The 13,051-nt window shown below is 45.1% G+C and carries 13 protein-coding genes; 5 read left to right on the top strand and 8 right to left on the bottom strand.

What is annotated here, in order from left to right:
* Positions 1–72: 72 nt before the first annotated feature.
* Together JHD45_RS00570 and prs are read right to left on the bottom strand one after the other, a co-directional pair.
* Entirely contained in the window at positions 73–1,566 is a 1,494-nt protein-coding gene (locus JHD45_RS00570; protein WP_199473958.1) for a nicotinate phosphoribosyltransferase, read from the bottom strand.
* 25 nt (positions 1,567–1,591) lie between these two features.
* Positions 1,592–2,422: a ribose-phosphate diphosphokinase gene (prs, locus tag JHD45_RS00565; RefSeq protein ID WP_199473956.1), complete on the bottom strand. Its 831-nt coding sequence runs from the start codon at positions 2,420–2,422 to the stop codon at positions 1,592–1,594.
* A gap of 128 nt (positions 2,423–2,550) precedes the next feature.
* Here prs and JHD45_RS00560 point away from each other — a divergent pair, with 128 nt between their 5' ends.
* Positions 2,551–3,273, top strand: coding sequence for an NUDIX domain-containing protein (locus tag JHD45_RS00560; RefSeq protein WP_199473954.1), 723 nt, complete (start codon positions 2,551–2,553; stop codon positions 3,271–3,273).
* 70 nt (positions 3,274–3,343) lie between these two features.
* Here JHD45_RS00560 and parE read toward each other — a convergent pair whose 3' ends face one another.
* The 4 genes from parE to JHD45_RS00540 all read right to left on the bottom strand — a co-directional run bounded on the left by parE (position 3,344) and on the right by JHD45_RS00540 (position 7,333).
* The gene (parE, locus tag JHD45_RS00555) at positions 3,344–5,245 is read right to left on the bottom strand and encodes a DNA topoisomerase IV subunit B (RefSeq protein ID WP_199473952.1); all 1,902 of its coding nucleotides are present in this window, start codon (positions 5,243–5,245) and stop codon (positions 3,344–3,346) included.
* A gap of 184 nt (positions 5,246–5,429) precedes the next feature.
* Positions 5,430–6,017, bottom strand: a complete 588-nt coding sequence (locus JHD45_RS00550; RefSeq protein WP_199473950.1) for a YqiA/YcfP family alpha/beta fold hydrolase — start codon at positions 6,015–6,017, stop codon at positions 5,430–5,432.
* 39 nt (positions 6,018–6,056) lie between these two features.
* Positions 6,057–6,509: a DUF1249 domain-containing protein gene (locus JHD45_RS00545; RefSeq protein WP_233407471.1), complete on the bottom strand. Its 453-nt coding sequence runs from the start codon at positions 6,507–6,509 to the stop codon at positions 6,057–6,059.
* Between the two features lie 206 nt (positions 6,510–6,715).
* Positions 6,716–7,333 (bottom strand): NUDIX domain-containing protein, encoded by a 618-nt coding sequence (locus JHD45_RS00540; protein WP_199473946.1) that lies wholly within the window; start codon positions 7,331–7,333, stop codon positions 6,716–6,718.
* A 127-nt stretch (positions 7,334–7,460) separates the two neighbouring features.
* Between JHD45_RS00540 and JHD45_RS00535 the strand changes: the two genes are divergently transcribed.
* The 4 genes from JHD45_RS00535 to pseF all read left to right on the top strand — a co-directional run bounded on the left by JHD45_RS00535 (position 7,461) and on the right by pseF (position 11,065).
* Positions 7,461–8,030, top strand: a complete 570-nt coding sequence (locus JHD45_RS00535; protein ID WP_199473945.1) for a DNA-3-methyladenine glycosylase I — start codon at positions 7,461–7,463, stop codon at positions 8,028–8,030.
* Positions 8,031–8,163: 133 nt separating this feature from the next.
* Positions 8,164–9,159 (top strand): UDP-N-acetylglucosamine 4,6-dehydratase (inverting), encoded by a 996-nt coding sequence (pseB, locus tag JHD45_RS00530; protein ID WP_199473944.1) that lies wholly within the window; start codon positions 8,164–8,166, stop codon positions 9,157–9,159.
* The gene (pseC, locus tag JHD45_RS00525; RefSeq protein ID WP_199473938.1) at positions 9,146–10,333 is read left to right on the top strand and encodes a UDP-4-amino-4,6-dideoxy-N-acetyl-beta-L-altrosamine transaminase; all 1,188 of its coding nucleotides are present in this window, start codon (positions 9,146–9,148) and stop codon (positions 10,331–10,333) included. Before pseB ends, pseC begins: the two co-directional genes overlap by 14 nt.
* Before the next feature lie 3 nt (positions 10,334–10,336).
* Positions 10,337–11,065 (top strand): pseudaminic acid cytidylyltransferase, encoded by a 729-nt coding sequence (pseF, locus tag JHD45_RS00520; protein WP_199473933.1) that lies wholly within the window; start codon positions 10,337–10,339, stop codon positions 11,063–11,065.
* Here pseF and JHD45_RS00515 read toward each other — a convergent pair.
* On the bottom strand, positions 11,051–12,034 hold the full coding sequence (locus JHD45_RS00515; RefSeq protein ID WP_199473931.1) for a PseG/SpsG family protein: 984 nt from the start codon (positions 12,032–12,034) through the stop codon (positions 11,051–11,053). The two genes, pseF and JHD45_RS00515, sit on opposite strands and share 15 nt — an antisense overlap.
* Positions 12,031–13,050 carry a pseudaminic acid synthase gene (gene pseI, locus JHD45_RS00510; protein ID WP_067013475.1) on the bottom strand — a complete coding sequence of 340 codons (1,020 nt, stop codon included), beginning with the start codon at positions 13,048–13,050 and terminating at the stop codon, positions 12,031–12,033. The genes JHD45_RS00515 and pseI overlap by 4 nt, the downstream gene beginning before the upstream one ends.
* Position 13,051: the final 1 nt, after the last annotated feature.

Genomic DNA, 13,051 nt, shown 5'->3' with positions numbered 1-13,051 from the left:
ATATTTCCCCCTGTTGGGCTGATCATTCCCTAGAATATATAAAAACTTGATTAAAAGGCCGAATAACGCGCTCTAAATGGCCTTGTCCTCCCCCATTAAACGTTCTCTAATCTCCATAAGAGATTGCTCTACAACCAATGAGCCGTTTTTAAATACCGTTTTCAACTCCCCTTGTTTTTCCTGTTCGGGTGTTTGCTGATCGAACAACTTAAAGCCATTCTCAGTTTTTTCTACTCGTAATAGGCCCCTTGCTGACTTTTTGGTACCACTGTCGGTAATTGGGTCCTTGAAGATTTCCCTTCCTTCGCCATTTACCTGCCCCCAGGTGGCCTTCATGGCAAAGCCAAAGCTGTCTCGGGTCAGGTACTGATAGGTGAACCCTCCCACTCCCAGCACAATATTGCTTGAAGCAAAGCCTTTTTCTTCCATGACGTTAAGAATGGCTTGCGCTTTTTTCAGTGTAATGGAATCGCCATAAATCAATCCGACTCTTGGGTTCAGCATTTTGTAGCCTTTGTCGGTGATGTCGCCACCAAAAATATCCCACAAACACTCTACAGCACCTTTGTATTCAGGAGAGCCAGGCTCAGCCTCTGGGTCACCACCGATGATTTTGACAGGATCACCACTGTCGGGTCTGAAAACCACTTTTGCTAGGCCTAGTGCATCCTCTTCACGCGCTAGAATGATTGCTTTCAACTCACGAGCGTAGCAAGAAATTACCTGCCAAAAATCCCACGTGTCAGACACGATGCTAACGACGCCCCGTGGGTATAACTCTGTGATTAAACGACGGAAGGTTTCAATTTCCCCCTCTTGGGTGCCCATGCACATGACACTGTGTTCGGTGGCTGGCACTGAGACGCCTATCACCCCTTGTGCGTTGTAATAGTCTTCTGCGTAGTCAATCGCGGCCACGGTATCAGTACCGATAAAGCTAGTCAGGTGCCCCATACCGGATTGGGCGGCGTCCATCATGCCACTCATGCCACGAAAGCTAAAATCATGCCCTTGTAATGGTACAAATGCCATTGGCGCACCTGTCTTTTGCGCGTAGTCGGTTAATAGACGTTTGTACTCATAGGCAACGGTTGCGGTGGTGCATATTTTCCATATCTCGGCACTTAGGCTGGTTTCCAAATAATTGGTTAGCCAATAGAACTCTGGCAAGGTATTCACAATGGTGAACATGGGCACTTTAATGTTGACTCGGCTGCCTTCAGGCAATGCCTTAATCTCCAATGGTAAATAGCCCAGATCGTGCAGTGCTTCGATATGATCCACTGGAATAGCCCCTTCCCCCAATGACGTGTCCATACGACGTTTGTATTTCGTCACTACCTTCTCTTTTGGTTGGTTAAAGAAGTGTTCGTTCCAGGTGTCTATTAAAAAGCGCTTGATATAGCCTTGTAACCCGACAAATACCACACGATCATCAAACCCTTCTAGAACAGGGGCTAAACGAGAAGATCTGGGCGTAAAATTGGAATACACATACTCTGTCCCCGCAGGGTATTGGCGTCTGTGATCGGCTTTGTAAAAGTCAATTGCAGTTAATGGGTTCATAAAAACCTCCTGTTTTACTGTGACATTAATACTGTATAACGTTGATTTTTGGGCTGACGACTGTCCGCTCGATACTGTTGCTGGTGTAAATGTCGTCGATCAGGCCATCAAAGACTTCGACACCTTTGCTGAAAATACCATGGGTGACATAGAGTACGATTCTTTCTGCTCCTTTGGCTTTAAGCTGTTCTGCAATCTTGATAAAAGTGAAGCCACCATCGCAAATGTCGTCAGTGATAATGGCCGTTTTTCCTACAAGACTGTCAACATCCACCGTCGTTTGGGTAATTTTCCCGGTACTTGGATCACGCTGCTTGGTGCACTGGATCATGCTAGGCAAAGCAAAAAACGCTTTAATAGCAGAGCAACGCGCCTTAGCACCATTATCAGGACAAACCAATACACTGTTTGCGGATTTTAATAACGTTACCAGAGCAGGGCTTGCCGCAATGATTTTCTCAGGCGTAATGTTTTCCGCTCGAGTCAGATCAATACCTGTCTGACTATGGCAATCCCATACTGTTATGTTACTGAACTCCATACTATTCAGTAGCCCTGCAAATACTTCTAATGAGAACGCTTGCCCTTCTGCACACACCCTGTCCTGCCGAGCATAAGGTAAGTAAGGTAGAGTAATGTTTATCACAATATCCGCGCCAAATTTGTGACGTAGCGCGTTCACTAGCAATAACAAATCCATAATATCGGTTGCACTTTGAAGACGAGCGCTCAGATCTATTTGTCGGACGATAGATCGAGAGGGTTCTGGCAACTGAACATGTCGCTCACCACCCGAAAAGGTAAGGAAGGTAACATCCAATATTTCATGTTGATTTGCTATGACTAGAATACTCATTTTGACACTCCATTATCTCTGTGTTTTTAATAGTGTCTTAAAGACACTATGTGTGTCAAGATATTTTTTGTCTTAAGGACACTATTTGCTACAATAAGTATTAAATACACCGTTTTATTGAGAAAAAGATGCAAGAAACAGAAGCTGAGTTTTTACAAAAGTATGATCGCAGAGAATATCTTGCCCCTTTGATGACCGTGGATGCTGCGATTTTTACTTTTCATGGCGGAAAGCTGTTAGTACTACTAACGAAACGCTGTGAACATCCCGAAAAAGGTAAATGGGCCTTACCTGGCGGCTTTGTGGATGAAGAAAAAGACGCCTCTTTAGAAGAGGCCATACAACGCAAGCTACAAGAAAAAACCGGTGTGAAAGCCCCTTATATAGAACAGCTGATGAGTGTCGGCAATAATCAAAGAGACACCAGAGGCTGGTCTGTGACCGTCGTTTACACCGCCTTAGTGGCTTTGCAATCTTGTCAAAGCTTTGTGGATAACGTTTCTGAGGTTCGCTGGGAAATTTATGAAGAAGCGTTAAAAATGGATCTGGCGTTTGACCATATAGAGATCATGAAAGCGGCAAGAGAAAGATTGAAACAAAAAGCCCTCTATTCCATGGTGCCAGCCTACGCACTGCCCGAGGAGTTTACTTTACCAGAGCTGCAACATTGCTTAGAAGTCCTGATTGATAAGCCAATCCAGAAAAAATCCTTCCGCCGACGTGTCGAACAAGCCGATTTAATGGAAGAAGTTGGGTTGCGGTCAGCCGACAAAAAAGGACGACCTTCTATGGCGTATCGCTTAAAAGAAGGTGTTAAAGATTTTACGTTTATTAGAAACTTAGATGCCTAGTCGTTAAGAGTACAGGGTATCACTGAAGACCTTCGCCATATAGCCAATGGCAAAGGTCTCTGTTTTTTTATTACACTTCTACGATGGCTAGGTTACCGTAGGTTTCTAGCCAGTTTTTGCGATCCCCAGCACGTTTTTTGGACAGCAGTTTATCGAGCAATTCGCCAGTATCGACAGGATCATCCATGGTCAGTTGAATCAAACGGCGGGTGTCTGGTGCCATAGTGGTTTCACGCAGTTGCGATGGATTCATTTCACCCAAGCCTTTGAAGCGCTGTACGTTTGGTGTACCACGTTTATTCTCTACCGCCATTTTATGTAGGATGATGTCTTTTTCTTCATCATCTAAGGCGTAGGACACTTCTTTACCCAAATCGATACGGTATAAAGGCGGCATGGCAACAAATACATGGCCCGCTTTAACGAGGCTGGAAAAATGGCGTACAAATAAAGCACATAACAAAGTGGCGATGTGCAGTCCATCCGAGTCTGCATCGGCTAGGATACAGATTTTGCCATAGCGTAGACCAGATAAGTCTTCTTCTCCAGGATCCACCCCAAGGGCAACAGAAATATCATGTATTTCTTGGGAGCCAAGAACTTGGCTAGATTCCACTTCCCACGAGTTGAGTATTTTACCGCGCAATGGCAAGATCGCTTGAAAGTCTTTATCACGGGCTTGCTTGGCAGAGCCACCTGCGGAATCCCCTTCCACTAGGAACAATTCACTTCGGCTGGAGTCTTGTCCCGCACAGTCGGCCAATTTACCGGGGAGCGCTGGTCCTTGGGTGATTTTTTTACGCACCACTTTTTTGCTGGCTTTCAGACGCTTTTGTGCGCTATTGATGACAAGATCAGCAATTTTCTTCCCATCCTCCACATGTTTGTTTAGCCATAAGCTAAAGGCATCTTTTGCAGTGGCTGAAATAAAAGGCACAATCTGACGAGATGATAAACGCTCTTTGGTTTGGCCTGAAAACTGTGGCTCTTGTAACTTTGCCGATAAGACGTAGCTACAACGATCCCACACGTCTTCTGCGGTCAACTTTACACCACGAGGCAGCAAGTTATGGAAATCACAGAACTCTCGAATGGCTTCCAATAGGCCCGTACGTAAACCATTTACGTGGGTACCGCCTTGAGCGGTAGGAATCAAGTTGACATAGCTTTCGGTAATCAGCTCTCCCCCTTCGGGAAGCCACTGCACGGCCCAGTCTACTCCTTGTGTTTTTTCTGTTAACCCACCAAGGAAAGGCTCTTCTGGCAATAATTCAAACCCTTCATTGGCTTGAGCTAGATAGTCTTTTAAACCATCTTCGTAGAACCATTCCTCGCGCACTTCTTCGCTGCCACTTTGATCGATAAAAATAACATGTAAGCTAGGACACAAGACGGCTTTAGCTTTAAGCAAGTGTTTTAGGCGCGATAGGGAATATTTAGGACTATCAAAATACTTACCATCAGCGGTAAATTTCAGCTTGGTACCCGTGTTCTTTTTACCGACCGTACCGACTTCATTTAATTCAACGGTTTTAAAACCGTCAGCAAAGGCAATATGATGAATTTTTCCATCGCGTTTTACCCAGACTTCTAAAGACGAAGATAAGGCATTAACAACGGATACCCCAACACCATGCAACCCCCCGGAAAACTGGTAGTTATCACCAGAGAATTTACCACCTGCATGCAATTTAGTCAGGATCAGTTCGACACCTGAAACTCCTTCCTCAGGGTGAATGTCCACGGGCATCCCTCGTCCGTTATCTTCCACACTTAACGAACCATCCTTATAGAGAATGACTTCAATGCGATCAGCATGGCCAGAAATCGCTTCATCCACCGAGTTATCAATCACCTCTTGAGCCAAATGGTTAGGGCGGGAGGTGTCGGTATACATTCCTGGGCGTTTTTGGACAGGTTCTAAACCGCTTAGAACCTCAATCGATCCGGCATTATATTCTTTAGCAGACATGCGTGTTTGTTCTTCCAATTTGAGATTGCGACAGTGGGGTAAAGCACACTATCGAGTGGCTATATAAAAATATGATCCGAAGTCTATCACTGCTGCTTAGTACTGTGAAATAACTAAACACGCTGCGAGAATCCTCTTTCATGTTTTCTAGGCCATTAAATAGACAATGAGGTAAAATGACGTGTTAGACAATGAGATTGGCAAAGCGAAGAATATCGTCTGTAAAGCGTTCAAAACCCTCAAAACGGTGACTGCCATTTGGCTCATGGGTTAATCGAGCGGTTTCAGGAAAAGCCCGTAAAGCCGCGCGAAAATCCAATGTCTCGTCACCTTCTTGTAGCATTAACCAGTAAAGAGAAGCGGTTGGCTTATCAATTATCATGGCTTGCAGTTCAGCCATATGGGCCTGAGTCAACACATAATGCTCATCTGTATACGGGTTATACTGAGGTCCAAGATGCTCGGTCAATAAGATCGGCGCCTGCACAGCAGGGTTCACTAAAATACAGCGTATTTGATATTTTTCCGCTAAATAACAGCCATAAAAGCCGCCAAGTGAACTGCCAATTAAGGTCACTCGATTACCTTGGGAATGCTGTTCGGTTATCATCGCCTCTAACTGAGCCAAAGCCTTGGCTGGCTGCCATACCAAACGAGGCGCTAAAAACGCCGTCTCTTGCACGCCATGTTGACGCATCGCTTGTGCCAATAGGGTGGCTTTTTCAGACAATTCCGAGCTATTAAAACCGTGAATATACAATAAGGTATTCATACTACAACCTTTAAGACTCGCGGTTATGCGAACAAACCATTATGCAAATTGAAAATATGTGGTTTCGTATAAACGATGGCCATGCTTTAAACACAGCTCTAGTAAATCCGCTAGTTGTTGGTTCAAACGGAATTTTTCATCCCTATGGTACATTGCATCATTGGGATAAGGATAAGCCCCACTGTATTGACGATGTCCATCGGTAATTTCCGCAATACCCACATCGTGATAAAGCCGAATGGTCATATTCAGTTTGCTTTCAAACAACAGCTTATTTTCGATTTCAGGGCCAAACTCTAATGCAACGTCTGTGGTGAAGCGACTCTCGTTGCCAAGCGTCAAACGTAAGCGGCTTTCTTGATCTCCTGCACTATGAATAGAGAAATGCCACTGGGTATCACTTTCATGCCCGCGCATCAGTTTCGCTACGCGGCGATAGTTTAATTCGCCGAGCATCTGCAAACTGGTTAAATCAGGCACATATTTTGACATTCTCTTCATCACCTTGGTCATTATAAAAACGACTTTCCTTCGTTACATTATTTGGGGTTAAACATTTAGAAGTTAAACACATTGACTAAAAACTGATCGCTTTATGATTAGCTTAGCATGTTTGAATCCTATCTCATAAAACATGTCTATATCGAGACAGTATAGTCAAATTCAATCAGACAAGCTTAGCAAATGTTCGCTGTCTTTTATTTCCAACAATCAAGCAAGCGCTGCTTATTCAGTGCAAACCATTGTAATCCCATAATAGTACTGGCATTTTCGATATCATCATCCAATAGAGCAATCGCCTCTCCCGCACTCATCAAATGCAGTTTAATGTCTTCATGCTCACTGTCTAAACCATGGGTTTCATCTGGGTTGACTTTGCTCGCATCAAACTCTCCTGCGTACATACGAATGTATTCCACCAACCCGCTTGGAGATGGCACAAATTTAAACATGTATTCAAGACGCTTAATAGTCACTCCCGCTTCTTCAAGCGCTTCACGGCGCGCTACGTCTTCATCACTTTCCCCTTTCTCAACCATACCCGCTACCAGCTCAATCAACCAAGGGGAGTCTTTTTGATAGACTGCTGGGCGAAATTGTTCGATCAATAGCACCTTATCTGCCACTGGATCAAACAACAAAACACAGACGGCATCACTGCGTACCATCATTTCTCGCACCATGGGTTGGCTCCACTCCCCATTGTACTTTTTGTGTTTTAACGTCAATTTACGAAACTCGAAAAAACCTTTGTAAACGCACTCGTCGTTTAGAATTTCCACATCGTTTTTAGTATAAGTTGGCTTAAAGCTCATGATTTATCCCGTTAGTCTCTATCCATTGATGCCACGCAATCATTTTTCTTTACGAATTTTCATAACAGGGTATGCTGATTCAAAAAGCAAGACAGCGCCAAGAAAATACAATTAAGAGGTCAAGTCAATGGAAGCAATACGCTGTAGTTGGTGTTTAAGTTCACCCGAATACATAGAGTATCACGACAATGAATGGGGAAAGCCCATTTATGACGACCCAACCTTATTTGAATGCATTGTACTGGAAAGTGCCCAAGCAGGTCTAAGCTGGATAACGATTTTACGAAAACGTGAAGGTTACCGAGCCGCCTTCCATCAGTTTGATCCAGAAAAAGTGGCCAAAATGACCACAGACGATGTAGAGAGACTGGTGCAAGATCCTAGTATCGTCCGCCATAGAGGAAAAATCGAAGCAACGATTGCCAATGCACAATCCTTTTTAGCCATCGCCAAAGAGTTTGGCTCTTTTAGTGACTATTATTGGGCCTTTAGCGATCACCAAGTAATCGACGCAGCCCCCTCTTCACTCTCTGACGTTCCTGCTGTAACCGAATTATCGACTCGTCTTTCGAAAGATATGAAAAAGCGTGGTTTCCGTTTCTTCGGGCCCACAACCTGCTATGCTTTTATGCAAGCCTCAGGCATGGTGAATGATCATGTTGCTGACTGTATCGCGCGTCAAACGAATGATGCTTAAAAAGTCTGATTTATTGGTTATTTAATTTTCCAAGATTTAATCGGAAAACGGTATCAGTTTCTTGATTTTATTCATGTTTTTAAACGGTTTGCCGATATATCATTTAATACACTCTGGTTTGGTATTGTTTTTCATGTTTAACAACAAAAGTATTCTTATTACCGGTGGTACAGGTTCTTTCGGCCACCAATACGTCAAAACGCTTTTGGCGCTCTATAAACCAAAGCGCTTGATTGTCTACTCCCGTGACGAGTTAAAACAATATGAGATGCAGCAAATTTTCGATGCATCTTGCATGCGATATTTTATTGGTGATGTACGTGATAAAGACCGTTTAACACAAGCCATGCGAGATGTGGATTATGTGATTCATGCTGCTGCCCTTAAGCAGGTTCCTGCGGCGGAATATAACCCAATGGAATGTATTAAAACCAACATTCATGGAGCCGAAAACGTGATTGCCGCCGCCATTGCAACCAATGTGGAGAAGGTGATTGCGTTGTCAACCGACAAAGCCGCTGCGCCAATTAATTTATATGGTGCAACCAAACTTGCCTCTGACAAACTTTTTGTCGCAGCGAATAATATGGTTGGTCAAGGTCGAACACGCTTTTCTGTGGTGCGCTATGGCAATGTGGTGGGTTCCCGTGGCTCCGTTGTGCCTTTCTTTCAGAAATTGGTCAATGAAGGCGCACAAAGCATTCCCATTACTCATCCGGATATGACGCGCTTTTGGATTACTTTGCAAATGGGCGTTGATTTTGTGTTAAGCAACTTTCAGCGCATGCACGGCGGTGAGATCTTTGTGCCGAAAATTCCTTCTGTGCGCATTATGGACCTTGCGACCGCTTACGCCCCAGAGATTCCCACAAAAGAAGTCGGCATTCGACCAGGTGAAAAACTCCACGAGGTGATGTGTCCTTCTGATGATTCTTACCATACTTTCGAGTTTGCAGACCATTATGTGATTGCCCCCAGCATTAAATTTTATCAAGAAGACATTCGTTTCGATTGCAACAAACTGGGAGAAAGAGGTTCCTTAGTTGAAGCCGGTTACGAATACCATTCGGGTAATAACCCGCACTTTTTAACGGTTGACGAGATATTAACCTTCGATGACTCACTCTGATTTTATCCCTTATGGCAAACAATCCATCAGCGATGACGATATTGCCGAGGTTGTTCGGGTTTTAAAGTCGGACTTTCTCACTCAAGGTCCAAGTGTCACAGCGTTTGAGCAAGCCATTGCCGAAAAAGTCGGGGCTCAATTCGCCATTGCTGGCAACAGCGCCACTTCCATTTTACATTTGGCCTGTTTGGCGTTAGGCGTAGGGGCTGGGGATCGAGTCTGGACATCTCCTAATACCTTTATTGCCTCCGCTAATTGCGCCCGCTACTGTGGTGCTGAGGTGGATTTTGTCGATATCGACCCACGTACTTACAATTTAAGCGCAGAAAAATTAGAAGAGAAGCTAATCTCAGCAAAACGTCTTAATACCTTGCCAAAGGTGGTTATCCCTGTACACTTTGCTGGGCAGTCTTGTGATATGGAAGCTATCCATCGCTTATCTCAAGAATATGGCTTTGCTATCATTGAGGACGCCTCTCACGCCATTGGAGGCCAATATCAAGATCACCCTATCGGAGATTGTCGCTATAGCGATATCTGTGTGTTTAGTTTTCATCCGGTGAAAATCATCACCTCAGCAGAAGGCGGCATGGCCATCACAAACAGCACCACACTTGCCAAGCATATGCGCACCCATGCCCAACAAGGTACTACTAAAGCGTCAGATGAACTGACACAATCCCCTGGTGATTGGTACTACGAGCAACACACATTGGGCTTTAATTACCGCATGACAGAAATGCAAGCGGCCCTTGGCTTGTCTCAACTCTCTCGACTTGATCAATTTATCGAGAAGCGCCACCAGCAATTCAAATATTACGAAAAGCTGCTAAAAGACTTTCCGATCACCTTGCCCTACCAAGCGGAGGACGCGCACTCCTCCCTGCACTTGTATCCTATTTTATTGCCAGAACACAATAAAGCCGCCCGAAAAGGGGTGTTTGAGGTTTTGCGTCATGCTGGCATTGGTACGCAGGTACACTATATTCCCGTACACACACAGCCCTATTACCAGGCACTGGGCTTTCAGCTGGGGGATTTTCCGGTTGCAGAAGATTATTATTCACGAACCCTGAGTTTGCCGCTTTTTGCTGACCTAACCACGGCACAACAGGAACGTGTCGCGCTGATTTTAAAACATGCGTTGATTGCTAATCGAGTCATGAGTGCCTGACCCATGAAAGACATCGCCCTTCTACAAGAAAAGCACCATCGGGTAGCCGTGATTCCAGCCCGTGGTGGCTCCCAACGGATACCAAGAAAAAACATTCGTTTGCTAAACGGCAAACCTTTGTTGGCTTATTCCATCGAGGTGGCGAAAGCGTCTGGCCTATTTGATCGCATTGTCGTATCGACAGATGATGAGGAAATAGCTGAAGTCGCACGAGAATACGGTGCTGACATTCCATTTATGCGCCCACGCGACTTGGCTGATCACATGACAGGAACGACCCCAGTAATGCAACATGCTCTACGTATGTTGATCAAACAATCGTCCCTTGATGACTCCAAACGCCCTACCCAAGCTTGCTTGATCTATGCAACCTGCCCACTTTTAACCCCAGAAGACTTACAACAAGGCTTTAATGGCTTGGAAAATGCCACATTTTGCTTCTCTGCTTGTACCTTTGACTTTCCTATTCAGAGAGCATTGCATCTCGATCAGAATGGCCAACTTGCACCAATGTTTCCAGAGCACATTGCCAAACGTTCGCAAGATTTAACGGAAGCCATTCATGATGCAGGGCAGTTTTACTGGGCAAGTGTTCAAGACTGGCTAGAGGATGGTGTTATTTTTGGCGCAAAATCCAAACCTATCATGTTACCAAGACATCGCATTCAAGATTTGGATACAGAGGAAGATTGGCAACGATTAACACAACTAATGGCGCTATATCATCCCTAAGAATTCTTGGTGGACCGTTTTGGCAACACGATCAGCTCCTTTGCCATCAACAAGACTCCGAGCGATCTTCCTGGCCTTGGTCAGCCAAGCATCATCCTGCCAATAGATCATCACTAGACGAATAAGATGCTCGATGCGTTCCACTTGCTGTTTTTCGCTAACGTCATCAAACCGAACAGCATCACACCAAGTCATTGGAACATGTTGCTCTAGAGAGCGAGTTTGATTCTCTGCCACTTGAGCAAATACCGTTGGTACCCCCATACAAGCCAATTCAAACAAGGTACCACCCGCCGCAGAAATGGCCATTCTTGCTTGACGCATTAATGGAGTGACATCACTCACGCCTTGCTGCCAAGCGATGTGTTTTTCCTCGCAATAAGCAAGCACCTCTGCGCTATTTCTGGCGTTCTTACCCAGCATCACTTGCACCTTGTCTAATAAAAATCCGGTCTTTTCTAAAGCCTTGAGAAAAGGTAAGGTCAGCGCCAATGGATCAGTCCCCCCCAGGGTCAAGAGCAATCTATCTGGGGTGATCGACTCAGAGTAATGCTGTGAGAAAGAGGGACGTAACAAGGCGTATTGTCCGCCAGTAAGAGGCATGGCAACTTGGGAGGAATACACTTGATTGAGTGGATTGACTAGCCACTTAGCGGGAAAGATTCCTCTGTCATTCATATCGTCTACGACCAACAGGTTTGGCTGTACTTGAAACAAACGCGCTATATTATCCGCTTGATAACCATAGTGGTCTAAAATCACCAAATCTGCCTGTTCCGCCAATGACAACAAATCCTCTTCGCAGTCAATCAAAAGATCGTGATCCGAGGCGAACTGCCGGTAACGATGGTGAACAACAAACTGGCACGTCCAGCCTAATCGCTCAAAGGCGCTGGCCAACGCCTGACAACGAACACGATGCCCCATGCCTATTTCTACGGCCGCATCAGCTCGAATCAGCGCTTTCATTCCATCATATTCCACGCCAGTGGCTGACCTTTTATAGCATCCACTTTCAGCACTTTTCCTAACACCTCTGGCCAATACTTAGGCGCTAAACCAAAAGACGGGCGGATAATTTTTAAATGGGTCTCGCCAAGTACCGTCCCTGCTGGCAAGTCCTGTGCGATATAGATTGAACGACGATATTTTTTCGCTGCTTGCTCGGCTTCAGAACCACCATAAACAACACGCCCCAATGCGGCTTTCGCATCACGACATGCTTTTACTAACGCTGCCATTTCAGACGGCTCCATAGAGAAAGCCGCATCGACACCACCAGCACAACGATCCAATACAAAATGTTTTTCTATTGCGGTTGCACCTAGTGCCGTCGCAGCAACAGCCGCCCCTAATCCCTGTGTATGATCGGATAACCCCACTTGGCAGCCTGTACGCTTAGCAAGATCCGCCATGGTCATCAGGTTTGAATCCTCAATTCTTGCCGGGTAAGTACTGGTACATTTTAGCAATGTCAGGGGGTTATTACCGATTGCACGAATGGTTGCAATGGCTTCTTCTATTTCAGCAAACGTCGCCATGCCAGTCGACATAATAATCGGCTTATTGGTTCTCGCCACGGCTTGAATCAATGGGATATCAGTCATTTCAAACGAGGCTATCTTGTATATCGGCACATTGAGAGACTCAAGAAAATTCACCGCACTTATATCAAAAGGCGAGCTAAACGCCACCAAGCCAAGGGATTCTGCTAACTCAAACAAGGGTTTATGCCATTCCCAAGGGGTTGATGCTTTGGCATATAGGTCGTAAAGATTATCCCCTTTCCACAGGCTATCACTTTCTGAGACCATAAATTCATCACGTCGCACATTGAGGGTCATGGTATCAGGTGTGTACGTCTGCAATTTAATGGCATCAACACCCGCCTTGGCAGCAGCATGAACCATCGCCTTCGCTAGCTCAAAGTCTTGATTATGGTTACCAGAAAGCTCAGCAATAATAAATGGGTCTTGTTCGAACATA

Source organism: Marinomonas spartinae (assembly GCF_016461715.1).
Taxonomy (GTDB): Bacteria; Pseudomonadota; Gammaproteobacteria; order Pseudomonadales; family Marinomonadaceae; genus Marinomonas; species Marinomonas spartinae_A.
This window is presented reverse-complemented; position numbering and strand designations above follow the sequence as displayed.